This window comes from Acinetobacter sp. IK31 (genome assembly GCF_035615195.1).
GTDB classification, from domain to species: Bacteria; Pseudomonadota; Gammaproteobacteria; order Pseudomonadales; family Moraxellaceae; genus Acinetobacter; species Acinetobacter calcoaceticus_C.
Genome location: NZ_JANBOB010000019.1, coordinates 1 through 26,731, shown reverse-complemented (window position 1 = coordinate 26,731; position 26,731 = coordinate 1). Strand labels below are relative to the sequence as shown.

The following is a 26,731-nucleotide window of genomic DNA, read 5'->3' as shown; positions in this document are numbered from 1 at the left end:
AAATTATGGTGGCAGAACGAAAGAGGGTTGACGAACTGGTCACACGAGGCCAGCACACCCGAAGGTGTCCCCCTTCCGTCCTACCGCTACGAGAGGGAGACGAAGAGCTGCACAAAACTATCCCTCAGAAGGAATAATTCTGATACTCGTGTGAAAACGGTTCGTCAAAACCGACTGGCAATGTGGCCAGCAGGCAAAGGATAGTGTTCAACCCTTTTGCAGTCAAGCACACAAAATGACATTTGTTTTAAAATAGATCATTAAAAAGTAAGGATAAATAATGAGTGAGTTATTGTTAAATTGGGGTTTATAAACCAGCCAAGTGCAGATAAGTCTTGAGCTGAATATACACAGATATTGTGTATTATCGATTTGGACCAAGAAAAGAATTTACTCTTAAATTTATTTTTTCATAGGTAGTAGTAAAACAGGGTCTTCAACATCATAACCAGTTTCTTCTGAAACCCCCAGATATTTAACGACAACTAACCTCTTATTTTGTTTAGGCACTCTATAATTTTGGGAAATTTTTATTGCTTTGGTGTAATGAACTGCAATATGGGTCTTACTTTGTAAAGACGGCGATTTTACAACATATTCTGTTTTATATTGTGTCATCTTTTCTGAAGGATCAAACCAAGCTGATATTTGATTCTGATGACTTTTTAATCTTTGAATTTTTACAGTCTTACTATTACTTACGATCAAAGGGGTTAAATTCTTTTTAATTTTTTTTATAGCCTTATTAAATCCACTACTATCTTGATCATAATCAATTTTATGGGTTTTTGGATTGATATATAGAGATCCAACTTCAATAAGTTTATCGGGTGATTTACTATTTAATAGATAATAATAGAGTTGTGGTAGACGTCCTCGACCATCTTCATAATGTCTTAATACATAAAGTTTCTTCTCTTTTTCCTGATAACCCAATACTTCAATTTTTTGTCCACCACCCACTGTCGCATAAGTATGTGCGGATAACGTAAAAATAGCACTAAAACTTAGAATTTTTAGAAACTTCATTAGCTGATATCCTTATGATTTTTTAGCTATCTTATATAAATATTAACCCGATTAAAATTACACTTCAGTAAGTGATGCTTGCTGTTTTTTCTATTCTTTTGTACAAAAGCATCCTCACTTACTGACTACTTATTGGTCTTATATTCCAATGCTGTACTCGATAGTTGTGCAATAGCCTATTTACCACACTCTTTGGGGAAACCTGCTTTTAGAATTGTTAAAGATACCTAGAGTGAAATATAAAAAAGTCCTCATTAGGGGACTTTTATTTATAAATTATCATTTTTTAGATGGAAAATTAATTAATGAATATAGAGTGGATCTTCTTCAACAAAAAACACTTCACCTGATGAAGGTAGAATCCATTGATAAGTTCCTTCTATTTTCTGCATTTTTTCTTTTAAAATATTATATATCGCTACAAGATCGTGTTTTTCATCATATTCCCCCATATAGCCAAGCGCCTTTTCTTCATGAAAATCTCATGTATTGAAATCGACTTATTAAAATCCGTTAAACACTATCTTGTTTAATCTGATAATTTGAAGAACTAAAGTCTTTGTAGGTCAGGCGGTCATCCAACTCTGAGCTTAAAGGCTGAACTTCTTGCATTGAGTTTAAGCAGCGCTGTGCAAGCTCAATGTACTCTTGCGTGCCTCTAGTTTTCCACTTTTTTTCTTGTTCTGATAACTCACGCGCAACCTTGGCAGGACTACCCATTGCCAATACATTTGCCGGAATAATATCTTTGGTTTTGACCAGACTATTCGCACCAATAATAGCGTTTTCGCCAATCTCGGCATAGTCCAAAATTACGCTGTTCATACCGACCAAAACATTTTTTCCAATGCGGCAGCCATGCAAAATTGTCCCATGTCCAATGTGCCCCATTTCCTCAACTAAAGTCACGCTTTGCGGGAAGCCATGAATGGTACAGTTGTCTTGTATATTGGCATTTTGCTTAATATGAATACGTCCAAAATCAGCACGCAATGAAGCAAATGGTCCTACATATACACCCGCTTCAATAATCACATCACCAATTAAAACAGCGGTCGGGTGTACAAAAGCCTCTGGGCTGACTACTGGAATAACACCGTCAATACTATAACAAGGCATGATTTACCCTCTCATTTGTCGCAACCAAACCTCCGAAACGGCGCCAATAATGCGCTGAGGCATTTGGCATTGGTCCTTCTGCTGTTGCAGCAACAGACAAGAAGTATTCATCCGCAGGTTCAAATACTTTTTTATAAATATTCATTGATAAAGTTCGTGCACTAATCGCTGGCCAGTCAGTTGGCAACAATTCAAGCGGTAATGCAGGGTCTTTTAATAAAATCCGTCGATAATAATGAATCAGCAAAGTTCGAATTTGAAAGGCCTGAACTGGTTCTAGTTGTTCGTTTTCTTGCATCAACAACACCCCAATTTCTCTAAAAATATCGAGAAACTGTAAATATCTTTGACGTAATTCATCGATTGGCCAGTTGGTTCTGAGCATACGCCCAATGGTATCAACCGAGTTATTAAAGAGCTGCAAGGTTTCGGCTTTAAACACCACCACTTGTTCACTCATATTTAAGTCAACCAATAAGCGTTGCAGTTCAATACGGTTACAACCTGGATAAGCCATTAAGTTTGTCGAAATATTGGCAAATCCTAACCATTCGAGTTCTTTTTTTAACAACGCTTTATTTTCAGTGTCGAGGCTAGACATGAGAATAAGATCCCAATAATGATCCCACTCTTTCATCTGGTCGTTATAAATGCGTTGCTCGGCCTGCAAATAGGTCGAACGGCTTGAATCGGTAATTCGATAAAAACTGGTTCTGCCGATTTTGTCTGAACATAACCAATCATTTTTAACTAAACGAAAAACAGAAGTTCTTACAGCACGGTCATTAAAACCAAACAGCTCTAATAACTGAATCAGGCTTGCAAGACTAATGTTCCCGCCCCGATGAAGTACTGAATCTCCAAAAATTGTCGAAATAAGCGAAGTTCCACTTAAGGTCTCATTCTTTACAACAGAATCAATTATTTGCTGTATTTTTGCACTCATACTCATGTCTTGGCGGCTAGTTTCAGGGTATAGATTCTATACCCTGAATGATCTTGATGTTAAGCAATCTGACGCATATCGATTACCCGCTTTGCCTTACCTTCCGAACGAGGTAAGGTCGCTTCTGTAACAACCTCTACAGTAACGCTAATCCCAATCATGGTTTTAATACGTTTCATCAACTCCTGAGCAAGCTGATTGGCCTGTATAGTACAGTTATGACACATCTCTGTACGAATATGCAAAGTATCCATATGTCCTTTTTTAGTCACCAAAATTTCATAATTTGGAACTAAATTCGGAACTTGCAAAATCTGCTCTTCAATTTGGGTTGGAAAAACGTTCACGCCGCGAATAATCAGCATGTCGTCACTACGGCCCACAATTTTATCCATTTTACGCATTGCCAGATTTTCTCCCGCCAGTAAACGGGTCAAATCACGGGTACGGTAACGAATAATCGGCAGGCCTTCTTTGGTAATGGTCGTAAAGACTAATTCGCCAAGTTCACCATCTTTACAGACTTCACCCGTTTCAGGGTTAATAATTTCTGGGTAGAAATGATCTTCCCAAATGGTTAATCCCTCGCCCTCACCTAGACATTGCATGGCAACACCCGGACCCATCACCTCAGACAAACCATAAATATCGAGTGCTTTAATATTTAAGCGTTCTTCAATTTCACGGCGCAGTTCGTTGGTCCACGGCTCGGCACCAAAAATACCGACTTTTAAAGACGTATTACGTGCAGTACCAAATTGCTGTTCCAGCTTTTCGATAATACTCACGCAATACGATGGCGTAACCATAATTGCAGTAGGTTTAAAGTCTTGAATGAGCTGGACTTGCTTTTCAGTTTGTCCGCCAGACATTGGAATAACCGTCGCACCTAAGCGTTCAGCGCCATAATGTGCACCTAGACCACCTGTAAAGAGTCCATAACCATAAGCAACCTGAATCATATCTTTGGCACTTAAACCTGCCATGCGTAAGCAACGTGCAACAATATCGGCCCAAGTGTTAATGTCTTTTTGGGTATAACCCACCACGGTTGGTTTACCCGTTGTGCCCGATGATGCATGTAAACGCACAATTTGCTCTTGCGGTACGGCAAACATTCCAAACGGATAGTTGTCTCTTAAATCTTGTTTGGTTGTAAATGGAAACTTCGCCAGATCGTCTAAAGTTACGAAGTCATCAGGATGTACACCTGCTTCATCGAACTTTTTCTTATACACCGGACTATTTTCATACACAAAAGTCAGGGTTTGTTTTAACCGTTTAGTTTGCAGCTCTCTAAGCTCTGCAAGTGTTAATTGCTCAACATTATCCGTTGTAAGGCTGTCCATCGCCTCTCTCCTCATTATGTAATTTTAAAAACCGTCTGAATTAATTTAAATTTTCCAAAATCAGTGCAACGCCTTGTCCAACACCTACACACATTGTGCAAAGTGCATAGCGTCCACCTCGTTTTTTTAGCTCACGTGTTGCAGTAATGACTAAACGTGTACCACTCATACCTAACGGGTGTCCGAGCGCAATCGCACCACCATTTGGGTTAACGCGTTTATCGTCATCTTTTAAACCTAATTCACGCATACAAGCTAAAGATTGGGCTGCAAATGCCTCATTCAGCTCAATCACATCCATCTGATCTAGCGCTAAACCTGTTTGCTTTAAAATTTTCTGTACAGCAGGTACAGGGCCTATACCCATATATTTGGGTTCAACACCTGCACTTGCAATGCCAATCACACGTGCTAAAGGTTTTAAACCATGTGCATCTGCAAATTCACGGTTGGTAATTAATACACATGCTGCACCATCATTTACACCAGAGGCATTGCCGGCAGTCACCGAGCCACCCTCTTTTTTAAAAGGTGCTTTTAGCTTCGCGAGTGCTTCTAGTGTCGTTTCACGCGGATGTTCATCTTGGTTAACAACATTCACGTTTTTCTTACGATCTACAATCTCGACAGGCAAAATCTCGTCGTTAAAGAAACCGTTTTGTTGTGCAGCAGCCGTTTTTTGTTGACTACGCAATGCAAAAGCATCTTGGTCTTCACGACTAATCTGATATTTTTCAGCTACATTTTCGGCTGTTTCCGGCATGCTGTCGGTGCCGTATTGCGCTTTAAGTTGCTTATTTACAAAGCGCCAGCCAATGGTGGTGTCATAAATTTCAGGGGTTCGGCTAAACGCTTCAGTCGGCTTAGCTTGTACAAATGGTGCACGGCTCATTGACTCAACACCACCAGCCAAAACGAACTGTGCTTCACCTGCTTTAATTGAGCGTGCCGCAAGTCCTACAGCATCCAAGCCCGATGCACACAAGCGATTTACGGTCATGGCTGGTACTGCATCAGGGAGTCCTGCCAACAATGTCGCCATACGTGCAACATTACGGTTGTCTTCACCAGCCTGATTGGCACATCCTAAAAATACTTCGTCTACAGTATTCCAAGGTAGGTTCGGGTATTTATCTTTTAAATATTTGATGGGCAATGCAGCTAAATCATCTGCACGTACTGCACTTAGGGCACCTGCATATCGTCCAATTGGGGTACGAATAAAACCGCAAATTAAAACGTCTTCCATGTTGACTCCTGATTATGCAAATTCGGTCATATCGCGTGAATATTGAGTAGCAATGTTTTGAGTTTTCGCCACATATTGTTTGAGGTAGATACTCGCGCGATATTTTTCCTCTCCATACAGTGCATATAAGTTATTTAAGGTTTGGAGCACATAAGCACCGCCCATTTGTGTCAACCACTGGTAAGGGCCTTTAGGATAGTTCACTCCATATTTCATGGCATTATCAATATCTTCCAGACTCGCAACACCATGTAAACTTGCTTCGCAGGCTTCATTAATGAGTAAAGCGATTGTGCGTAAGGTTAACAGTGCTGGATGGTCCTTAATCCACATCACGCTTATACCAAACTGTGCAAAGTAAGCCTCAACTTTAGCCAGATCACTTGCTTCACAAAGCTCGTTATGGCTGAGTACTAAAGCTTGCGCTTGCTCAAAATCATGGTGCCAATCCATCAAAACCACTTTACGGCTCAGATAATGAATATTGGCTGATTCACCTTGGCTTAAACGTAAGTCGATATCATCAATTTGAAGAATATTGTCATCGTTCACAGATCCGCTTTTTAAATCTAAACGCGTTAAAAAAGTAGGTAGCTGAGACCAAGCACCTTTTAGCTGAATACGTGCATCAACTGGCTTAGCAACTACTGCTTGAGGCTGAAATGTCTCGTACTGATTTTTTTCGTTATAGCGATAAAAGCCTTGTTTTGACTTACGGCCCCAAGCGCCAGCATCAACCAATTCTTTTTGAATCAGGCTTGGACGGTAGCGTGGCTCGTAAAAAAACTCTTGATAAACGCTTTGTGTCACCGAAAAGTTAACATCTTGCCCAATGAGGTCTGTAAGTTCACACGGCCCCATCGCGAAACCGCCACATTGCTTTAAAGCATAGTCTAGCTGATCGTAGCTGGTGACTTGTTCTTGCAGTGCTCTAAAACCTTCTGCATAAAACGGACGTGCAATTCGGTTGACAATAAAACCGGGAGTCGACTTGGTTAATACTGGAATTTTTTTCCAGCTCAACATCAAGTTTTTTAAAGCCAAACATAGGCTATTTGGTGTTTTTAAACCTTGTACAATTTCGACCAGTTTCATGACTGGCGCAGGGTTAAAAAAGTGTAAACCTACCACGCGCTCAGGGTGAGCAATGCCAGCCGAAATTGCAGTCACTGAGATTGAAGATGTGTTACTTGCAAAAATGGTTTGCGCACTACAAATTTCAGCAAGCTGCTTAAATAAAGACTGTTTAACTTCTTTTTTCTCAACGACTGCTTCAATAACCAAGTCGGCATCACGTAGCGCTTCAACTTGATTCACCACAGTTAAACGCGCTAAGGCTTCATCAGCTTGCTGTTGTGTGAGCTTGCTCTTTTCGACCAGCTTTTTAAAAGTCTGCCCCAAGCCCTCAACAGCTTGTTGCGCTTTTTGAGCGTCCAGATCATATAAAATGGTCGAGTGCCCGTTGACGATGGCTAACTGGGCAATTCCAATGCCCATGGTGCCAGAACCAATGACGGCAATTCGGGCACGAGATAAGTCTAAATCTGTCATGCTTAGCGCCCTTTAAAGTTTGGTTCACGTTTATTCATAAAGGCTTGTACACCTTCACGATAATCTTCCGAGCGCCCAGCAATACGTTGTAAATCTCGCTCTAACAACACTTGCTCATCAAAGGTGTTATTACTTGATTGATGAATCGCTTTTTTAATAAGAGATAGACCAAATGTAGGTTGTTTCGCTAAACGTTCTGCGAGCTCAGTGACTTTTGTTTTAAGCTCAGCGTCTTCAACAACATCCCAAATCATGCCCCATTCTTTTGCGGTTTCTGCTGGCAACTTGTCGCCTAATAAGGTCAAACCCATAGCGCGAGCATGGCCTACAGCACGTGGTAAAAACCATGTACCAGCCGAGTCTGGAACCAAACCTAAGCGACAAAATGCTTGTACAAAGTTTGCCGATTTGGCTGCAATCACCAAATCACATGCCAGTGCAATATTTGCTCCTGCACCCGCTGCCACACCATTTACGGCGCAAATGACAGGCTTTGACATATTTACAATCGTTTTAATGAGCGGGTTATAGTAAGTTTCAATGGAATATCCTAAATCTGGAGCTTCAGCATTTGGGTCTACTACACGATCACCTAAATCTTGACCTGCACAAAAGCCACGGCCTTCGCCACTAATCACGACGCAGCGAACATCTGGATTTTTACTCCACAGGTTTAAGACCTCAGCAACTTCACGGTGCATATCAACGTTAAAGCTATTCAGTGCTTTTGGGCGATTAAATGTCAGGTAGCCAACACCATTTTTTTCTTCAGCAATAATATTTTGATAGTCCATCACTCACCTCTAAACACTGGTTTTCTTTTCTCAAAGAAAGCGTTAATCCCTTCGTTTCGATCTTTTGTAGCCGCCAGCCAGACAAAGTTTTGACGTTCAAACTTGAGTCCCTGACTTAACGTTGTTTCATGAATACTTTTAATTGATTGTTTAATCACGCGAATCGCTAAAGGCGCTTGCTTCGCAATTTTGGCTGCAAGTTGAATGGCATATTCAACGGTTAATTCAGTCGGTACAACCTGACTGCAAATACCATGTTGCTCTGCCTGTTTTACCGAAATCATCTCACCTGTCATTGCCCAGCGCATTGTGAGTTGCTGACCCACCAAGCGTGCTAAACGCTGTGTTCCGCCTGCACCCGGCAACATACCAAGGCCAATTTCAGGTAAAGCAAAACGGGCATTTTCACCGCAAATCACCATATCCGAATGCAAAACCAACTCAAACCCAGCGCCTAAGGCATAACCATTTACTGCGGTAATGAGCGGCTTACTAAAAGCATCAATTTTTTGCCAAAGCTTCGGGCGAATATCGAGTTGCAAAGTGACAGAGTCCATAGCAGCCAACTCTGTAAGATCTGCCCCAGCTGCAAAACATTGAGCGTTACCCGTTAAAACCACCGCTTTAACTTGTGAATTATGTTCAGCTTCTTCGAGCAATTCGCATAAACACTGCAATGTTGCATTGTTTAAAGCATTTCTTTTCTCTGGACGGTTTAGTGTTAATAACAAAACACCTTCTGCCGCTGTGTTGGCTTTAATCAACTCTTGCATGAGAAGCCTCTATTCATCAAAACTCAAACGAACATTTGGGCCTTTTGGCAAGGTCTGGCAGCTAAGTACATAGCCCTTTTCGACTTCATCTTTTTCAAGACTATAGTTAAGGAACATATCGACTTCACCAGAAACAACCTTACAACGGCATGTTGCACACACCCCACCTTTACAGGCATACGGTAAGTCAGCACCTGCACGTAAAGCAGCATCAAGAATACTTTCATCATCCTGAGCCACAGAAACAATCAGCTCACGACCATCTAAAATGATGTTTACTTTTTCCTCTTTACGGTTTGCATCAGCTTCAGCACTACGTTTACGGGCTTGTCCTGTATGGAAACGTTCAGTGTGAATTTTCTCTGCTGCAATCCCATAATTTGGTAGCGTGCTTTCTACAGCATTCATCATTTCGTCTGGACCACAGGCAAAAACATGGTCAAAACTCGTTTCAAGTACATCAAAATCAAAAAGCTGTTTAAGCTTTTCTTGGTCAATGCGACCATTCATCAATTCACTGTCGTTGAACTCACGAGAAAAAATATTGATGAGTTGAAAACGTTCTTTAAACTGATCTTTCAAATCCATAATTTGCTCGGCAAACATGGTTTGTTTCCATGAACGATTGCCATAAAGCAAAGTAAAGTTGGCTTCAGGCTGTTCAAACAACACCTGCTTAACAATCGATAAAATTGGGGTAATGCCACTGCCCGCGGCAACGCCTAAAAAGTTTTGTCCGCCCATCTTGGCTGCTTTTTGGAAAAACACGCCTTGTGGTGGCATCACTTCAAGCACATCACCTACTTTTAAATGATCATTTGCCCAATGTGAAAATTGCCCCTGATCAATTTTTTTAACAGCAATACTGATGTCTTCTTTTGCAGCGTAGCTACAAATTGAATAACAACGGCGGATTTCACCAGCTTCGGTTAAATGGCGAATTGTTAAATGTTGACCCGGTTGAAATTGAAATTGTTCTTGTTGCTCAGGTACAACGTCAAATGCAATACAAATTGCCTGATCGGTTTGAGGCGTAATACTTTTTACTTTTAATGGTACAAATTGGCTCATGGCTGATTTCCTTATCTAAAGACTTAAATACATTTGAAGTAATCAAAAGGCTCAAGACAGTCCTGACATTTATAAAGTGCTTTACAGGCGGTAGAACTAAACTCTGTTAACAGTCGGGTATGTCGGCTTTTGCAACGTGGACACTCGACACCATCAATCAAATGAACATGCGTACCACACTGATGTGCCAACCCTTCTGGCGGTGCAATGCCATAAACTTGCAATTTCTTTTTACCCGCCTCAGACATCCAGTCCGTGGTCCATGCTTCTGATAAATCGACCATCACTTTGACTGGGGTCAACGCTTCTGCGGTAAATGCCTCAACAATTTGTGCTTTCAACATATCTGTTGCTGGGCAACCGCTATATGTTGGCGTTAGACGAACCACAATTTCTTGTTGATCGTTAATGTCTACACCCCGAATCATGCCTAAATCCACAATAGATAAAACCGGAATTTCAGGATCACTTACCGTTTGTAAAACATCCCAACATTGGTCGATGCAATGACGAATCATGTGCATGGCTCACCTCCTTGTCTTACCAGGTCATTCCCGGATAAGTTCTTTGAATACTTTGCATTTCAGCCAACAAAAATCCTAAATGCTCGGTATGCAATCCTTGTTTCGCACCACGGCGATAAGCGCCATTAACAGCAACATTTAATTCAAAGCGCTTAAGCTCATCTGCAATGGTTTTATCCCATTGTTCTTTTTCATTTGAAAAATCTGGAATCACGCCTTGAGCGACTAATGCTTGTTCGTCTGCATTAAGTTCAAATAACTCAGCGGTAAAGCGCCATAAATTATTTAATCCGTCTTGTACACGTTGATGCGCTTCATCTGTGCTTAAACTTAAACGCTCCATCCAGCTTGTCGAAAAACGGATGTGATACTTCACTTCTTTTAAAGATTTGACGGCAAGCGCACTTAATTCAGGAAGTGAGCTCTGGGTTAACGCAGTAAATAAATGAAGATGGTAATGATCCATTAGCCATTGGCGTACAATCGTTTGCGCAAAATCACCGTTCGGTTGTTCGCATAACAATAAGTTTAGAAACTCACGCTCTGTACGAAAATAAGCGAGCTGATCTTCATCACGTTGGTTTTCATCATATTGACCTGCCAAAGTCAGAAAGTTTCTCGCCTGACCTAACAAGTCCAAACCGATATTTGCTAAAGCAATATCAACTTCAAGCTCAGGTGCATGTCCACACCACTCAGCTAAACGCTGTGATAAGACCAGTTGGCTATCGCCAATATGTAATAAGAATTTAGATAAAACTGAATGATTCATTCTCCCGCCCCCTTACATATGCTCAATGCCGTCTGGAATATGGTAAAAAGTCGGATGACGATAAACCTTATCTAGAGCAGGTTCGAAAAATTCAGCTTTTTCATCTGGCTGTGAAGACTTAATGAGTTCAGAACGAACCACCCAAATGCTAATTCCTTCATTGCGGCGAGTGTAAACATCGCGCGCATGTTGTAGTGCGATTTCATCATCTGGTGCTCTTAAGCTGCCTACATGACGGTGGCTTAAGCCTTGTTTGCTACGGACAAATACCTCGTAGAGTGACCAGTTTTTTTTATCTTCCATTTTGATTTCCTCAAATTTTTCCATAAATCTCGTTAAGCCACTTTGTTCGCTTCAAGCTGCTGTTTTCTAGCATAGACCACTGCTGCATCACGAACCCATTTGCCGTTTTCCCATGCTTTACGGCGTGCTTCTATACGCTCGTGATTACATGGTCCACGTCCGGCAATCACTTCATTAAATTCGTGCCAGTCGATCTCGCCAAACTCATAGTGGCCTGTTTCTTCATTGAACTTTAAATCTGGATCCGGTACTTTTAGACCAAGCTGCAAAATTTGCGGAACCGTGTTATCGACAAACTTTTGACGTAATTCATCGTTACTGAAACGTTTGATTTTCCACGCCATGCTTTGTGCGCTATTTGGAGAATGCTCATCACTTGGGCCAAACATCATCAGTGCAGGCCACCAATAACGATTTACCGCATCTTGTGCCATTTGTTTTTGTTCTGGTGCACCGTTTGCCAAAGCCATCATGGCTTCAAAGCCTTGGCGTTGGTGGAAACTTTCTTCTTTACAAATGCGCACCATTGCACGTGCATATGGCCCATAAGAGGTACGGCAAAGCGCAACCTGATTTACAATCGCTGCCCCATCTACAAGCCAGCCAATTGCAGCTACATCTGCCCATGTCAGCGTTGGATAGTTAAAGATTGATGAGTATTTCATTTTCCCATCAATCAACTTTTCCATCATGTCATCACGGTCAGCACCTAAGGTTTCTGCCGAACTGTACAGATACAAACCATGACCAGCTTCATCTTGTACTTTCGCCAACAAAACAGCTTTACGTTTTAAAGTTGGCGCACGAGTAATCCAATTGCCTTCAGGCAACATACCTACAATTTCAGAATGGCCATGTTGCCCGATTTGACGAATCAATGTTTTACGATAGGCATCGGGCATTTCATCCTTAGCTTCGATCGTAATGTCATTGGCAATATTTTGTTCAAATTTCTGGTAGTTATTTTCCATTCTTCAATTCCCTGTAGGTATCACCCTTAAATCTATTTTTCGATACACAAAAAACAAAGTCAACTTATTTTTTAGTATCAAATTAAATTCACCCAACAAAAACAAAACAAACTATTGAAAATAATAAAAATTAATCAATTGTAAAAAACTTTTTTACTTTTAAAAATCAAAATAAAGTTGACTTTTAGATAAATTAATCTGAAATTATGAATCATATTTTTGCAATTTTTATAATTGATGTATCACATAAAAAGGAGTTTGGTCATGCTTGAACAAGCACACCTAGAAGGAACCTCAACTGACACAGATTTTCAGCAGTCTGAGCATCAACTGCCTCACCTTGCTTCTTATGTCTATGGAACATGGCATTCGACCAGTGAAGAATTACGTCCTGTTTTGCATGCCATTACAGGTGAATCGATTTATGCCGTAAGTAGTCATGGCATTGATATGAAACGTGCTGTTCAATATGCCAAGCAAAATGGTTCAGAACTGGCAAACTGGACGTTTCACCAACGTGCCAATGCTTTAAAACAAATTGCTCAGCATTTACTTGAGCACAAAGAAGAGTTCTACAAACTTGCCTATGCAACAGGGGCAACGCGTAAAGATGCATGGATTGATATTGAAGGTGGCATCCAGACATTATTTGCGTATTCGAGTCTGGTTCGTCGTGAACTCAATGACGAAAAAATTATTACCGAAGACAGTTGGATTCAATTATCTAAAAATGGCACTTTCGGCGCTAAACACATTTTAAGTCCTAAAGCGGGTGTTGCCGTTCACATTAACGCTTTTAACTTCCCAATTTGGGGAATGCTTGAAAAGATTGCACCAACTTTACTTGCGGGTGTGCCATGTATTGTTAAACCTGCAACCGATGGCTCTCAATTAACTCAAGCTGTCGTAAAAGCTATTGAAGAAGCACATGTGTTACCAAAAGGCTCACTACAACTAATTTGCGGTCAAACATATGACCTGTTAGAGCATCTAGGCCCACAAGATTGCGTCACGTTTACGGGTTCTGCCTACACAGGCCAAAAATTACGTAACCATCCTCACCTCAATAAATATTCAATTCCATTTAGCATGGAAGCAGACTCGGTAAACAGCGCAATTTTAAGTCCTGAAGCAAATGAAGAAACGATTGATTTATTTGTACGTGAAGTCTTCCGTGAAATGACTACAAAAGCAGGCCAGAAATGTACCGCAATTCGTCGTGCTTTCGTTCCTGAAAAATTGTTAGCGACTGTACAAGAAAAGCTGACTGCCAAACTTGCGAAAGTTGTGGTGGGTGATCCTCAAAAAGAAGAAACCACAATGGGGGCATTGGCAAGCATTAAACAAAAACATGACGTTGCAGAAAAAGTTGCCGAACTCAGCAAAGATGCAAAGGTTGTTTTTGGTGACAATGATTCCTTTACATTTAATGCAGACCATCCTGAAAAAGGTGCTTTTTTCGCTCCAACTTTATTGCTCTGCGAACAACCTTTACAAGCGACACATGTTCATACCACAGAAGCTTTCGGTCCAGTCTGTACGCTCATGCCATATAACAACATTGAAGAATTGGCCGACCTTGTTTCACGTGGTGAAGGTAGCTTAGTGGCTTCAGTCGTTAAAAATAATGATGAGAATATTGAGCAGATTATTCAAAAAATTGCACCTTGGCATGGACGTGTACATGTACTAGATGCAGAGTCAGCAAAAGAAAGTACAGGTCATGGTTCACCATTGCCTCATCTTGTCCACGGCGGCCCTGGCCGTGCAGGTGGTGGTGAAGAATTAGGCGGTATTCGTGCGGTTAAACACTACATGCAACGCACCGCAATTCAAGGTTCTCCAAATAGTCTGACGCAAATTACCCACTCGTGGACTGCCGGCTCGAAAGTTAACGAAGACCGTGTACATCCATTTAAAAAGTCTTTTGATGAGCTGGTCATTGGTGAACGTTTATTAACAGCGCGTCGCACCGTAAGCGAAGCAGATATTGTCAATTTTGCTGGTTTAAGTGGCGACTACTTCTACGCGCATACCGACAAAATTGCAGCTGCCGAGTCTTTCTTTGGTGAACGCGTTGCGCATGGCTACTTCATTGTGTCTGCCGCGGCAGGTCTATTTGTAGATGCAGCGCAAGGTCCTGTTATTGCCAATTACGGTATGGACAACTTACGTTTTGTTGAACCAGTTAAAATTGGTGACTCGATTCAGGTTGAATTGACCTGTAAACAGAAAACACCTAAACCACAAAAAGACCCATCTCAACCTGCCCATGGGGTGGTGGTATGGGATATTAAAGTCAAAAACCAGCGCGGTGAACTTGTCGCAACCTACGACATTTTAACTTTAGTAGCACGTGATTTATAAATAGAGTTCAAACTGATGGATATTCAATTTATCCATCAGTTTTTTTACATTAGTCGTTGTCCTTTTAATGGATCGAAAATAACAACTTTAGAGTTACATTGGATCAAAACGTTTAGCCAGTTTCTTCTGCATAATAATAACGAGAATTGGGAATCCTGCTGCGGAAATTGCACATATCATCAGTAACTTATTTACATTTTGTGGTGCCATGCCATGATCAGGTAATAGAAAAGCAGACAGAAAGAATGCGATGGTTGTAACCAGATACATGATTGAGGTCTGTAATGAAGAAAATCCAGCTCGTTGCCTATCATCAGGAAACTGAATCGAAACCACTGAAGATGACACCAAACGACTGTAAGATGCGCCGAGAAATAAAGTAATAAATAACGTTGCATGCTGATAGCCTAAAATTGGTATCAGCAAACTCAATATAAAGACGATGGTAGAACCTGTAGCCAGCATCAAAGCAGAAAAATGAGAGGTTAACGCCCCTGTGATTTTTGTAGACAAATAACCTATCACGCCCCCGCTGAAGAAAAGCCAAGGTAGTAGATCTTGCGAAGCGCCTAGCTGCTGTATCATTAATGGCGCCAGAATAGGAATAACCAGCATAGGACTAAACTGTACAAGCGCATTACTCGAGGCGAACAGTAAAGTATCCATATCGAGAGGCAGCTTAGAAGACGTATCTAAAGAAACTGGGTCTTGGGGTATGATGGATACAATCAATGGCAATGCCAACACACACAATGCACTTATTAGCCACAAAGCTACATGCCAACCATGATGTGTGCACAGAAATAATATCGTGGGCATTCCTACAATGCTTACTATCGAAAATGACGCAATCACCGTCGCCAACATTTTTCCGCGCAAGTTAGGCGGTGCGTTGTTTATCAATATACTTATACCCACACCCATTGTCGTACCACCAACCAGCCCTGCACAGAATCGTAGTGCGAGCAGAAGACTAAAACTGGATGTGAATGTAGTTAAAAGTGTTAATAAGCCTAATAGCGCCATATTAGCGATTAAAAATTTTTTCTTATTGAAATGACCAATCCAGTAAAAGGCAATAACTCCCGAAAGAACGGCACCAAGTGTGTACATGCCAGACACATAACCTGAGAATGATACAGGCACTGCGAAATCTGTTGCCATAAAAACAAAAACAGGATTGAACACCATATATTCCAGTGCATTCGTGAACTGGACAAAAGCAATTACAAAGGCTATCCGCATGAGCGCTTTATGATTAAATGTCTGCATGACTGGGGGCATAGCAAGCAACCTGTGGATGAAAGATATCCAAGTTTAACTGCTATCAATGGTGTTTATTATATGGTAGAAATGGCACTTATTATTATCAAATATGGGATAATTGATGCGTCCGACTCTGGATTTTAATACCCTGAAAGTGTTCATTGCGGTGGTTGAAAGAGAAAGTTTTGTTGGGGCATCGAAAATCCTTGAAATGCCGACATCAAATGTTAGTCGCTGTATTTCTCAGTTAGAAGAAAAACTGGATCTTCAGCTCATTGAGCGTAGCACTCGACATATGAAACTTACTCAGGCGGGGCAGCTACTCTATACCCGAGCAAAGCCATTACTGGAGGCGCTTGAGCAAACTGAGACAGAGTTAACGTTGCGGCAAATGCAACTCAAGGGTCCATTACGTATCTGTATTCCCAATGAAATAGGTCCTGCATTGCTGGGTTCTGTTATTGCCAATTTCGCCTTTCAGTACCCGGACCTAGAGATCAGCTGTGTCACAAATTTATCAGGTTTTGAATCTCTGCGTGATGATCTGGATTTAGCTATCATTATTACCCGCGGTCAGATGGATAACAGTGACTACATCGCCCGTCATTTGGTGACTATCCCTTGCACCATTGTTGCAGCCCCCTCCGTCATTCAGCGTTATGGCACCCCTACTCATATCCAGCAATTTGAAGAATTACCCTGTATTACAACGGTAAATGCACTCAAAGGTGCTCCCTGGCAATTTGTCAATAAAAAGGGGGAATTCGAGACCATCAAGGTTAAAGGACATTATCGAGTAAACAGCGGAGAGATGGCAGGACAAGCTGCGATATCAGGTGTCGGTTTTGCAATTCTATCCAAACAAGCCTGCCAACCATACATTAGCGATGGACGGTTAATCGAGGTTGAGTTTGAACAATCGGCAGCTCCATTGCAATTGTTCGCCCTTTATTCAAATCGCCGTTACTTACCCGCTAAAACAAGAGCGCTTATTGATTTCATACAGCAGAAATTGAGTGATCGTTTGAGCTGATAAGGCCACTTTCTTTTTGCTATTTATTTCCTCGCTCATTTTAGGAATCCTTTTTGTCAATCAGCCTCAATTTGTTAAGATAGCAACCGTGAAAAATTAAGTTAAGTTCTCACACACTGTTAACTCAATATTGACACTAAAAAAGGTACACTAAAAGGTATACTTTTTTCTTAGATTAAGCCAGATTTACACAGAAGTTGTTAGAATTGATTGGACAACCAAACTTTCGAAGTTAACTTATTTATTATTGATTTTTTAAGGGTTTAATACGCATGAATAGCGCTGAAATCATGGCTGACTTATCTACTCATACACCTATGATGCAGCAATATCTCAAAGTCAAAACGGACTATCAACATGCGTTGCTGTTTTACCGTATGGGTGACTTTTATGAACTCTTCTTTGAAGATGCTCATTTAGCAGCCAAACTTTTAGGTATCACCTTAACCCATCGTGGTAAAGCGAGTGGGCGACCGATTCCAATGGCAGGCGTTCCCTATCACGCGGCAGAAGGTTATCTTGCACGTCTTGTCAAAGCTGGACGAACTGTAGCCATTTGCGAACAAGTTGGAGAAGTGACAGGTAAAGGTCCGGTTGATCGTCAAGTTGTTCGTATTCTTACTCCAGGTACTTTAACTGATGATGCATTACTCAGCAGTTATCAATCATCCAATCTAGTTTCATTATGCATACATCAAAATCAGATTGGTTTTGCTTTACTCGACTTAAGTGCAGGCATTTTTAAAGTCCAACAACAAGATTACAAGCCAGAACAATTGCCTATTGAACTTGCACGTTTAATGCCAAGTGAAATTTTGATTGATGAAGACTTGGTCGACACGAATATTATTGAGCAAATAAAAAAACACTTAGAGTGCCCCGTTACCAAACGCCCAAATGTAGACTTCAATCAAAATAATGCACAAAAAACCTTATGTGATCAGTTTACGGTATCAACGCTTTCAGGTTTCGGTTTAGACCCATTACCTCTAGCCAAAGCTGCTGCCGCCGCACTTATTCACTATGCAAAAGAAACTCAAAAAACTGCATTACCACATATTCGCTCAATTCAGCTTGAACAAAGCACGGACTTTATTGCGCTCGACCCAATCACACGTCGAAACTTAGAAATTATTGAACCATTATTTGAACACGGAACATCATTATTCCAACTGGTGAATGATTGCCAAACTGCAATGGGTGGACGTTTACTCAGCCGTACACTGATGCAACCTGTTCGTGATACCGCATTACTCGATGGTCGTTTAGATGCCATTGAGCAATTAATTCAGGGTTATCATGAAAGCCCAGTGCGTTTAGTGCTTAAAGAAATTGGTGATATTGAGCGTGTGCTTAGCCGCGTTGCACTAGGCAGTGCGCGACCACGTGATTTAGTGCAGCTTCGTCATGCATGTGCACAAATTCCAGCTTTAAGAACGGCATTAACCCCAGTCATTCAAGCGAAAAAATCCAAACTATTAGTTCAACTTGATCAAGAACTTGGTGATTTTAAAGCGCTTCATCAACATTTGATGGCTGCCATTGTTGAAAACCCACCTGTATTACTTCGTGATGGCAATGTAATTGCAGAAGGATATGATGCTGATCTTGATGAATTACGCCAAATTCGCGATCACGCAGGTCAATTCCTCATTGATTTAGAAATTAAAGAGCGTGAACGTACCGGCATTAATACCCTTAAAATTGGTTATAACCGTGTAAGTGGTTACTACATCGAACTCACTCGTGCTCAAGCAGAACAAGCTCCAGCCGATTATATCCGTCGCCAGACTTTAAAAAATGCTGAACGCTACATTACCCCTGAACTAAAAAGTTTTGAAGATAAAGTTTTGTCGAGTGAGTCGCGCGCATTAGCACGTGAAAAAGCATTATTCGAAGCTTTACTTGAAAACCTTCGCGAAAATATCGCTCATCTTCAAATGATGAGTTCAGCAATTGCTCAAATTGATGTGGTTGCTAACTTTGCTCATCAAGCACGTTTAAACAATTGGGCGCGTCCTGAATTTACCCCAGAAACTGGCATTAAAATTCAGGCAGGCCGTCACCCTGTAGTTGAAGCATTAAATAAAGCACCATTTACACCAAATGATACTTTTCTTGATGCCCAACACCGCATGGCAATCATTACCGGACCAAACATGGGCGGTAAATCAACATTCATGCGTCAAACAGCATTAATTAGTTTGCTTGCTTACTGTGGCAGTTATGTGCCGGCCAAAGCAGCTAAGCTTGGCCCAATTGATCGAATTTTTACCCGTATTGGCTCAGCCGACGATTTATCTACAGGCAAATCGACCTTTATGGTTGAGATGACAGAAACTTCACAAATTTTGCACCATGCGACCAATCAATCACTTGTATTAATGGATGAAGTTGGCCGTGGAACCAGTACCTATGATGGTTTGTCTTTAGCATGGGCATGCGTGGTTGATTTAACCAAACGCGTAAAATGTTTGTGTCTTTTTGCCACGCATTATTTCGAGTTGACTGAACTTGGTGGTGAAGCAGGAATTGATAACTATCATGTCACGGCACAAGAGCTTAATGGCAATCTGATTTTATTACATAAGGTTCAGCAAGGCCCTGCAAGCCAAAGCCATGGTTTACAAGTCGCAAAATTAGCCGGTATTCCTGCTAATGTCATTAAAGAAGCGCAGAAGCGTTTACGTATTTTGGAAAAACAGCAGCAGCAACATCTACAAACCAGCTTTCAAAATGACTTATTTGCTCCACCAGATGCGAACGCTGGTTCACCAATCATAGAGAAAGTTGTCGAAATAGAAGTTTCATCTCCTGCTCTAGATTTACTTAAGCAAATTGAAGTCGATAACTTATCGCCTCGCCAGGCGCTTGAGCAACTCTATGAACTGAAAGCTGCGCTAAAATCATAATAGACATATCCGAATAAGCAGGCTTAGGTCTGCTTATTTATATCAGAGAATAATATTTATATGGTCTTAAGAACTTTACAAAATTCAGAAATAGATCTTATTTGGCAGCATATTAGTCGCCGTGAATTAATCACTCAAATGTATATTCAAAATCACCAACACTTAGAATTGGTTGATTGTTTTTTTGATGTCCAACATTGGGATTCATATCATTTAGAAAATGACCCACCAAAATTAAAACAGCTCTATGAGCAAAGCGCGTTATTTATCGGTGCATTTGATGCTTCTGAAAAACTCGTTGGCGTGAGCGTGGTGTCGAATCAAATCATCTCTGATTATCCTCACGCTAAATTATTGCACTATTTCTATGTCGACGCAGACCAGCAAGGTAAAGGCATTGGTGCCAAACTTATGCAAGCTGCAAAAGAGTCCGCCAAACAACTCGGTGCAAAGCAACTATATATTTCAGCAACCCCAAGTCGGCGCACTGTAGATTTCTATATTAAACATGGAGCACAACCATTAAGCGCTCCAGATCAGCAACTTTGGCAACTCGAACCTGAAGATATCCATTTACTTTGCCCCCTTTAGTTTTACAGATTTAAAGAATTTTCGACAAAAAAACAGAAAATCAAAATTTATAAAAGAAAAAATGAGAAGTTAAGGCATCTAATAAAATAGATGGCTTGACTTAAATGACATCTGAATATTCAAAGGAAATATTTTTTAAGTAATTGTTTTATAAAATATATTATTATTTTAATTTTATAGATTAGTACATCTTAAGGCTGGAAGATCCATTTGATTATCAACGTATTAACTTATCTTCATATGCATGAATAAAGAATATCAATAAAAGCAATTGTTTGTTTACCCCTTTTTTGCCTAAAATAAGCTATTCGAAATGAAACCATATTTTTTAGGTAGCTGTCGCCATGACCTTTGTTGTCACTGAAAATTGTATTAAATGTAAATACCAAGATTGCGTAGAAGTTTGTCCTGTAGACTGTTTTTACGAAGGTCCGAATTTCCTAGTGATTAATCCGGATGAATGTATTGACTGTGCATTATGTGAACCAGAGTGTCCGGCAAATGCAATTTTCTCTGAAGATGAGTTACCAGAAGGTCAGGAGGTGTTTATTGAATTAAATGCCGACCTTTCTCAAAAATGGCCTAACATTACTCAAATTGGTGATCAACCAGCTGACCGTGAAGAGTGGAACGGCAAACCTGACAAATTACAATATCTTGAAAAGTAATTTCAAAAAAAGATCAGCAACCGCTGATCTTTTTTATACCCTATTAAAACATTTCATTGCAAATTCCTCGTAATTTGTGCACTGTTTTGCATTAAAATAGCTGCAATATTTATAAATGCTTAATTTTCTTATGCGGAAGTTTTTGCAGAGTATGGTGCCCTTATGCATAATCCAAGCGGTTATGGTAGGTTGTGTCAGCTCTCCCCAACACACAACAACAGGCAAAACCTCTCCAAGTGGTAAACGAATTTTCATTCCACAAGAGCGCGTTATTATTGAGCGCCCGATTCCCCCTAAAGTTGAGCCTACATCTTATCGAAATTGGTTAAGTTCTGGTGAAAATTACGGACGTGTTCGTGAATACGAAAAATTCTTAACCAAAAACAATGTAGCAGGCATTGTGCCGAGTTTTGAACTATTACGTTCAGCACGAGATTGGCAAAAATGTGGCCGTTCAGAATATGCCGTACCAAATCGTGAACTTTGGGGAAATTCTTTATCGACCCTACGCGTATTTAAATATTTAGTTGCGTCAAAAGTTTTAACCGACTTTGAAGTAACCTCAGTTTACCGAGATTTACCTTTAAATGAATGTGCTGGTGGCGCAAGCTCTTCTAAACATTTATTTAACTCTGCAATTGATTTCCGTATTGGTCCTGAGTTCCCTCAAGCTCAAGATTATGCTTTTATCGAAAATACTAAGTTTAAACTCTGTCAATTTTGGGCACAGCATGGCCAAAGCTTAAATATGGGTATTGGTTTGTATAGTTCCGGACAGATTCATATCGATACTCAAGGCTATCGTACTTGGGGACCCGATTTAACTCGAAGCAGTTCGATGTGTAATTTCTAAATTAAAAAACTCCTTTCAATTGAAAGGAGTTTTTACTTAAGCCTATTACAAGCGTTTGGCTAAAGAGATAAGTTTTGAACGTGTTTTAAAGCCCTGCTTCTTATAAAAATCTTCAGAAATAGATTCTCTCAATGTATGTAGAACAATGGTTTCTATATTATTTTCTCTACACTTTTCTTCTATATACTTTAAAAGCTTAGAACCAATTCCTTTTCCCTGATATTGGGGATGAATAAAAAAGTCATCTAGATAATAACGAACCCCTTGTATCGTTGGATGAATATGTCCCATCCCAACACCAATTAATTGGTTTTCCCATTTTGCGCAAAAGCCAAAAGAACATGAATATTGAAAATAATGCTCAAAATATTTTCTCACGGGTTCTAAATCATCAAACTGCTCATTCCATGGCTCATTACTAAAAGCTGAACAATAAACCTCAATGCCCTCTTCAAAATCTACACTTGTGAAAGCACACAATGTAATTCTCATTTATACATCCCTAACTACACATTGATAAAAATAAGCAAGAAATGAACCTTTTTATACTTATTTTTTAATTTGGGTGGGCTACTTAAAAAATTAATTTGCTCATTTCCCAATCAACCAAAATTTCTTGAAACGAAGATTTTTGCACTCTATGCATAAATGTTTAAAATACCCTTATCAACATATAGGTAAATTTGATTATGCAGCAGATGTGGACAGACATTGACGAATATATCGATTCACATTTAATTCCCGAAGACCCGCGACTCGAATATGCATTAAAGAATACCGATGAACACGGCTTCTCAAATCATCTTGCAGTGGCTCCTAACCAAGGAATGTTCTTGCAGATGCTTATTCAAATGAATAAATGCAAACGAGTTTTAGAAATTGGAACCTTTGCTGCATACAGTACAATTTGGTTAGGCCGTGCATTACCTGAAGATGGTTATTTACTGACCATAGAAGGCCGTGACACTCACGCAGAAATGGCACAAAAAAATATCGACCATGCGAATCTTCCTGTAAAAGTTGAGCTTAAAACTGGCCGTGCCGCAGATATTCTTTCTGCGATCGAACCTCAATCTATCGAGCCTTTTGATTTTATTTTCATTGATGCTGATAAACAGGGTTATCCGGAATATTTAGAATTGAGCCTGAAATTCTCCAGATCAGGTACGATTATTGTGCTTGATAATGTGATTCGCGCAGGTGATATTTTAAATCCAGATAATAAAAAACCAAGTATTGAAGGCATCCGTGAAATGTTTAAAGCTCTCGAAAATCACCCGCAAATATTGTCTTGTACAGCATTACAAACGGTTGGTTCAAAAGGTCATGATGGCTTCGCAATTGCAATTGTGAAATAACGGTTAAAAAATCGTCTTATTTATTTTTTTATTTATAATCAATAAATTACTTTTATTACTGTTGCTTTTCCATATAGTTATCCACAAGTTTTGCGGATAACTATATGGAAATCTTATTATTTAGCCACAAGCAAGGGTACAGTCGCGTTTCGGAATATGGTTGTTGCAATACTTCCCAAGAAGAATTGATGAATCTTGCTATGACTAAATGCCCCAAGCACAATAATTTGAATACCATGTTCTTGTTGGTACTCTAAAATATTTTGTGCAACATCACCATAGCGATATACGGTCACCACATCAATGCCCGCTTGTTTAAGGTAATGCTCAGGTTCATTTAAAATTTCTGGATGATCGCCTACATAGACCAAATGACATTGTAGTGTTCGCAATAAATCACTTTGCGCAATGCGGCGCATCATTTTTTGACAAGTTGGTGAATATTCATAAGCGAAGATAAATCGCGTTGGTATTTTAAAATTTTCACCAATGGTCAAAACAGTACAGTTGGCTCCGCGAATAAAGTTTTCAACATTACTGCCAATTGGTTTATGTTTTTCGGCAGCTCTTTCCCCGACTCGACCTAAAATCACAATGTCATTTTCATGCAAGAGATTAAAACTTTGCTCTAAAAAATCGCCTTTTTCTTGAATTTTTGAACAAGTTATATCGTGTTTTTCTTTAATAAGATCGGAAATATGACGGAGTAAATTATTGCTATAGTCTAAAGCGAGTTCACTTTGTTTTTGTTCCAGCTCAGCTAACTCTTTTAGCAGCATTGCATTGCTTTCAAAGCCGATTACTCCACTAATTTCACCTAAATGATAACTTGCAGGGTAATAGTCTAGAATTTGTAATAATACAAGTTCTCGTCCGGTTGCTTTAGCAACCCATGCTGCTGCATCGGCAATAGCATTAATACACGGTGATGAGTCAATACACGCAATAACACGGTTCATGTTAGCCTCTCTTCTTCAGGTCTATTGCCTTGGAGATTATTCTTAAAACTTAGCTTTAACTTAGCATAGATAAAAATTCGTATGTTAAGGTTTATGTATAAAAATCAACTTTTTTGTTTAAAGATCAAACATATTATTACATTCTTGAGACTGTATTACTCCCTTAAACGAATAAATTTTGCTGGGTTGCCGCCTACAATATGGTACGGTTCCACATCTTTCGTCACCATACTATTCATGCCAACCACAGCATGCTGACCTATTTTAATACCATCTTTAATACCCACATGTGCACCCAACCAAACGTCCTGCTCAATTTCAATTCCTTTGGAAGTGACAGGTTGCTGGTAAAGTGGACGGTCTAACTGCATACCGTGATCAAACGCATATAAGTGACAATACGCAGCAATACGGACCTGATCATGCAACTTTATGCCGGCTCGTCCCCCGTCTAAAATACAGTGATGATTTATCGCGACCTCATTGCCAATTTCAAGGGGCCCATGCAAACTGCAATCTGCGGCAATAAAACAATTATCGCCAATAATAATTTTTCGTCCCGGTTCAGCAAAAATATGAGCTAAGGGTGAAATAAAACAGTTTTCCCCAATCTCAACTGTTTCCATGTCCATCAAATAAGCTTGATATTCTTTTTGCCATTCTTCAGCCCAAGCGCGATTTTTAGGTTTTAAAGTCCAATATAACCATGGCATGTAGTTTAAGCGGTGCTTATGTTGCTCTCGATATTTGAGTAAGGAATCAGTCATCAGTTAATTCTTCTTCAATTTTTAACTCTTCACGACCACGCGTTACATCTCTGAGTTTTAAGGCAAGTGGCTCAATTTGATGTATTTGTAGTCTTGCTTCGATGTCTACGCCCGTTGCAGTGTAGGCTTCCTGATATTCAATTTGTTGCTGAGTAAGCTCATATTGAAATATAGCCCACTCATTAAAATGGCAGGAAAAATGAATCGTTTTCTTTGCAATGAGTTCAATACGCTCAGCCAATAGTAAACATTGCCCAGCACAACCACCGTATGCTCTTACAAGGCCGCCAGTTCCTAGTTTTATTCCACCATACCAGCGGTTAACCATTACAATAATATTCGTCAGATCATTCCCTTCAATGGTTGCCAAGATTGGACGCCCTGCTGTTCCTGAAGGTTCACCATCATCATTAAAGCGAACGTTATGGCCAATTTTCCATGCCCAGCATTGATGAGTTGTTGAAACATCTTTGTTTTGTTCTAAAAATTCTTTAACTTGTTGTTCGTTTTCTACTGGCGCAGCGATAGCCTGAAATCTACTTTTTTTAATTTCTTCTTCAAACGTAACGGGTAATGCAATCGTAAAAGCCATAAATTAAATAAAGCATAATAAAAATCAAATTATAACGTGAATTTAATAGAATCAAACCCATAAAAAAGCCCCGAATTTCGGGGCTTTTTTTATTATCTTTCTCGTAACGCTTCTTTGGCTTTATTAAATGGTTTAAGCAAGTAATCCAGTACCGTTTTTTGACCAGTACGAATATCTACCGTTGCCACCATACCCGGTGTAATACCGTATGCCTTACCTTGTTTATTATAAAGCTTGTCAGAATCAGTCCGGATATAAACACGATAATAGAATTGGTCTTGTTTAACCTCATCACGAATCGTGTCTGGTGAAATAACCGTTACCTTACCTTTTAAACCACCATAAATTGAGTAGTCATAAGCAGTAATCTTAACCAGCGCTTCTTGTCCCGGACGAATAAATGCAATGTCACGCGGTAAAATACGTGCTTCAATCAGCAACTGCTCATCAATTGGAACAATGGTCATCAACTTACCATTTTGTGGAATAACACCACCATGGGTAGTGACCGCAATTTCTTTTACAACACCACGTACTGGCGCTTTAAAAATAGCACGATCCAAGCTGTCAGTACGACCCAGCACAACTTGTTGTTGCGTTTCAATATCGGTATTGGCTTTTGATAACTCTTCACGAGCCTTAACGAAATATTGATTCTGCGCATCATTCATTTTATTTCTAAGGTCGTTTGCTTCACGACGTAAACGTAAAACTTCAACCTCACTGGCTGCACCTTTAGCAACTAACGGTTCGGTCATTGCCAGTTCTTGTTGTACCAGTTGCAAAGCTTGTTTTAAGCCTGCAATGGTCTGTTCCAAATCTGCACGACGAGACCGATAGAGCGCTGTTTCTTCATGTACAAGTTTTGGTTCTTTCAGCACAATTTCAGGAAAAGCCAATGGTGTTCCATTTAC

Annotated in this window: 27 protein-coding genes; 7 read left to right on the top strand and 20 right to left on the bottom strand. The window is 40.1% G+C overall.

What is annotated here, in order from left to right:
- Window positions 1-402: 402 nt before the first annotated feature.
- From MSG66_RS12010 to paaA, 14 genes are all read right to left on the bottom strand, one after another.
- The gene (locus MSG66_RS12010; protein WP_324654231.1) at window positions 403-1,029 is read right to left on the bottom strand and encodes a hypothetical protein; all 627 of its coding nucleotides are present in this window, start codon (window positions 1,027-1,029) and stop codon (window positions 403-405) included.
- Window positions 1,030-1,331: 302 nt separating this feature from the next.
- On the bottom strand, window positions 1,332-1,481 hold the full coding sequence (locus MSG66_RS12005) for a hypothetical protein (RefSeq protein ID WP_324654230.1): 150 nt from the start codon (window positions 1,479-1,481) through the stop codon (window positions 1,332-1,334).
- A gap of 61 nt (window positions 1,482-1,542) precedes the next feature.
- A complete protein-coding gene (locus tag MSG66_RS12000) occupies window positions 1,543-2,148 on the bottom strand; it encodes a gamma carbonic anhydrase family protein (RefSeq protein ID WP_324654229.1) in 606 nt (201 codons plus the stop codon).
- Window positions 2,135-3,100 carry a PaaX family transcriptional regulator C-terminal domain-containing protein gene (locus MSG66_RS11995; RefSeq protein ID WP_133974388.1) on the bottom strand — a complete coding sequence of 322 codons (966 nt, stop codon included), beginning with the start codon at window positions 3,098-3,100 and terminating at the stop codon, window positions 2,135-2,137. The genes MSG66_RS12000 and MSG66_RS11995 overlap by 14 nt, the downstream gene beginning before the upstream one ends.
- A gap of 53 nt (window positions 3,101-3,153) precedes the next feature.
- Window positions 3,154-4,443, bottom strand: a complete 1,290-nt coding sequence (gene paaK, locus MSG66_RS11990) for a phenylacetate--CoA ligase PaaK (protein ID WP_324654228.1) — start codon at window positions 4,441-4,443, stop codon at window positions 3,154-3,156.
- A 40-nt stretch (window positions 4,444-4,483) separates the two neighbouring features.
- Window positions 4,484-5,692 (bottom strand): 3-oxoadipyl-CoA thiolase, encoded by a 1,209-nt coding sequence (pcaF, locus tag MSG66_RS11985; protein ID WP_324654227.1) that lies wholly within the window; start codon window positions 5,690-5,692, stop codon window positions 4,484-4,486.
- 12 nt (window positions 5,693-5,704) lie between these two features.
- Window positions 5,705-7,243 (bottom strand): 3-hydroxyacyl-CoA dehydrogenase, encoded by a 1,539-nt coding sequence (locus tag MSG66_RS11980; RefSeq protein WP_324654226.1) that lies wholly within the window; start codon window positions 7,241-7,243, stop codon window positions 5,705-5,707.
- A 2-nt stretch (window positions 7,244-7,245) separates the two neighbouring features.
- Window positions 7,246-8,037, bottom strand: a complete 792-nt coding sequence (gene paaG / locus MSG66_RS11975; protein ID WP_324654225.1) for a 2-(1,2-epoxy-1,2-dihydrophenyl)acetyl-CoA isomerase PaaG — start codon at window positions 8,035-8,037, stop codon at window positions 7,246-7,248.
- On the bottom strand, window positions 8,037-8,810 hold the full coding sequence (locus tag MSG66_RS11970) for an enoyl-CoA hydratase-related protein (RefSeq protein WP_324654224.1): 774 nt from the start codon (window positions 8,808-8,810) through the stop codon (window positions 8,037-8,039). The genes paaG and MSG66_RS11970 overlap by 1 nt, the downstream gene beginning before the upstream one ends.
- A 9-nt stretch (window positions 8,811-8,819) precedes the next feature.
- Entirely contained in the window at window positions 8,820-9,881 is a 1,062-nt protein-coding gene (gene paaE, locus MSG66_RS11965) for a 1,2-phenylacetyl-CoA epoxidase subunit PaaE (protein ID WP_202743821.1), read from the bottom strand.
- A gap of 23 nt (window positions 9,882-9,904) precedes the next feature.
- Complete coding sequence (paaD, locus tag MSG66_RS11960) at window positions 9,905-10,405, bottom strand: 1,2-phenylacetyl-CoA epoxidase subunit PaaD (protein ID WP_324654223.1); 501 nt, start codon at window positions 10,403-10,405, stop codon at window positions 9,905-9,907.
- Between the two features lie 16 nt (window positions 10,406-10,421).
- Window positions 10,422-11,177, bottom strand: coding sequence for a 1,2-phenylacetyl-CoA epoxidase subunit PaaC (paaC, locus tag MSG66_RS11955; RefSeq protein ID WP_133974400.1), 756 nt, complete (start codon window positions 11,175-11,177; stop codon window positions 10,422-10,424).
- A gap of 12 nt (window positions 11,178-11,189) precedes the next feature.
- Window positions 11,190-11,480 carry a 1,2-phenylacetyl-CoA epoxidase subunit PaaB gene (gene paaB, locus MSG66_RS11950; protein WP_075431337.1) on the bottom strand — a complete coding sequence of 97 codons (291 nt, stop codon included), beginning with the start codon at window positions 11,478-11,480 and terminating at the stop codon, window positions 11,190-11,192.
- 32 nt (window positions 11,481-11,512) lie between these two features.
- Window positions 11,513-12,451: a 1,2-phenylacetyl-CoA epoxidase subunit PaaA gene (gene paaA, locus MSG66_RS11945; protein WP_324654222.1), complete on the bottom strand. Its 939-nt coding sequence runs from the start codon at window positions 12,449-12,451 to the stop codon at window positions 11,513-11,515.
- A 264-nt stretch (window positions 12,452-12,715) separates the two neighbouring features.
- Here paaA and paaZ point away from each other — a divergent pair, with 264 nt between their 5' ends.
- On the top strand, window positions 12,716-14,818 hold the full coding sequence (gene paaZ / locus MSG66_RS11940) for a phenylacetic acid degradation bifunctional protein PaaZ (RefSeq protein WP_324654221.1): 2,103 nt from the start codon (window positions 12,716-12,718) through the stop codon (window positions 14,816-14,818).
- A gap of 93 nt (window positions 14,819-14,911) precedes the next feature.
- Here the strand turns inward: paaZ and MSG66_RS11935 are convergent, their stop codons facing one another.
- The gene (locus tag MSG66_RS11935) at window positions 14,912-16,102 is read right to left on the bottom strand and encodes an MFS transporter (protein WP_324654220.1); all 1,191 of its coding nucleotides are present in this window, start codon (window positions 16,100-16,102) and stop codon (window positions 14,912-14,914) included.
- A 103-nt stretch (window positions 16,103-16,205) separates the two neighbouring features.
- On the opposite strand from MSG66_RS11935, the gene MSG66_RS11930 reads away from it, so the two are divergent.
- From MSG66_RS11930 to MSG66_RS11910, 5 genes are all read left to right on the top strand, one after another.
- Window positions 16,206-17,117, top strand: a complete 912-nt coding sequence (locus tag MSG66_RS11930) for a LysR family transcriptional regulator (RefSeq protein WP_324654219.1) — start codon at window positions 16,206-16,208, stop codon at window positions 17,115-17,117.
- A gap of 272 nt (window positions 17,118-17,389) precedes the next feature.
- Window positions 17,390-20,029: a DNA mismatch repair protein MutS gene (gene mutS, locus MSG66_RS11925; RefSeq protein ID WP_324654218.1), complete on the top strand. Its 2,640-nt coding sequence runs from the start codon at window positions 17,390-17,392 to the stop codon at window positions 20,027-20,029.
- Between the two features lie 60 nt (window positions 20,030-20,089).
- On the top strand, window positions 20,090-20,620 hold the full coding sequence (locus tag MSG66_RS11920; protein WP_133974409.1) for a GNAT family N-acetyltransferase: 531 nt from the start codon (window positions 20,090-20,092) through the stop codon (window positions 20,618-20,620).
- Window positions 20,621-20,964: 344 nt separating this feature from the next.
- A complete protein-coding gene (gene fdxA, locus MSG66_RS11915; protein ID WP_003650851.1) occupies window positions 20,965-21,288 on the top strand; it encodes a ferredoxin FdxA in 324 nt (107 codons plus the stop codon).
- A gap of 130 nt (window positions 21,289-21,418) precedes the next feature.
- Window positions 21,419-22,141, top strand: coding sequence for a peptidase M15 (locus MSG66_RS11910; RefSeq protein WP_324654217.1), 723 nt, complete (start codon window positions 21,419-21,421; stop codon window positions 22,139-22,141).
- Between the two features lie 45 nt (window positions 22,142-22,186).
- On the opposite strand, the gene MSG66_RS11905 is transcribed toward MSG66_RS11910, so the two are convergent.
- The gene (locus tag MSG66_RS11905; RefSeq protein WP_324654216.1) at window positions 22,187-22,633 is read right to left on the bottom strand and encodes a GNAT family N-acetyltransferase; all 447 of its coding nucleotides are present in this window, start codon (window positions 22,631-22,633) and stop codon (window positions 22,187-22,189) included.
- 197 nt (window positions 22,634-22,830) lie between these two features.
- Here MSG66_RS11905 and MSG66_RS11900 point away from each other — a divergent pair, with 197 nt between their 5' ends.
- A complete protein-coding gene (locus tag MSG66_RS11900; protein WP_133974413.1) occupies window positions 22,831-23,499 on the top strand; it encodes an O-methyltransferase in 669 nt (222 codons plus the stop codon).
- A 116-nt stretch (window positions 23,500-23,615) separates the two neighbouring features.
- On the opposite strand, the gene MSG66_RS11895 is transcribed toward MSG66_RS11900, so the two are convergent.
- From MSG66_RS11895 to MSG66_RS11880, 4 genes are all read right to left on the bottom strand, one after another.
- Complete coding sequence (locus tag MSG66_RS11895; RefSeq protein ID WP_042897294.1) at window positions 23,616-24,458, bottom strand: universal stress protein; 843 nt, start codon at window positions 24,456-24,458, stop codon at window positions 23,616-23,618.
- 155 nt (window positions 24,459-24,613) lie between these two features.
- Window positions 24,614-25,225, bottom strand: a complete 612-nt coding sequence (locus tag MSG66_RS11890) for a DapH/DapD/GlmU-related protein (RefSeq protein WP_133974415.1) — start codon at window positions 25,223-25,225, stop codon at window positions 24,614-24,616.
- Window positions 25,218-25,817, bottom strand: a complete 600-nt coding sequence (locus MSG66_RS11885; protein WP_262473011.1) for an IMPACT family protein — start codon at window positions 25,815-25,817, stop codon at window positions 25,218-25,220. Before MSG66_RS11885 ends, MSG66_RS11890 begins: the two co-directional genes overlap by 8 nt.
- A 92-nt stretch (window positions 25,818-25,909) precedes the next feature.
- Window positions 25,910-26,731: HlyD family type I secretion periplasmic adaptor subunit (locus tag MSG66_RS11880; protein ID WP_324653444.1), on the bottom strand; the 822-nt coding region annotated here is incomplete at its 5' end.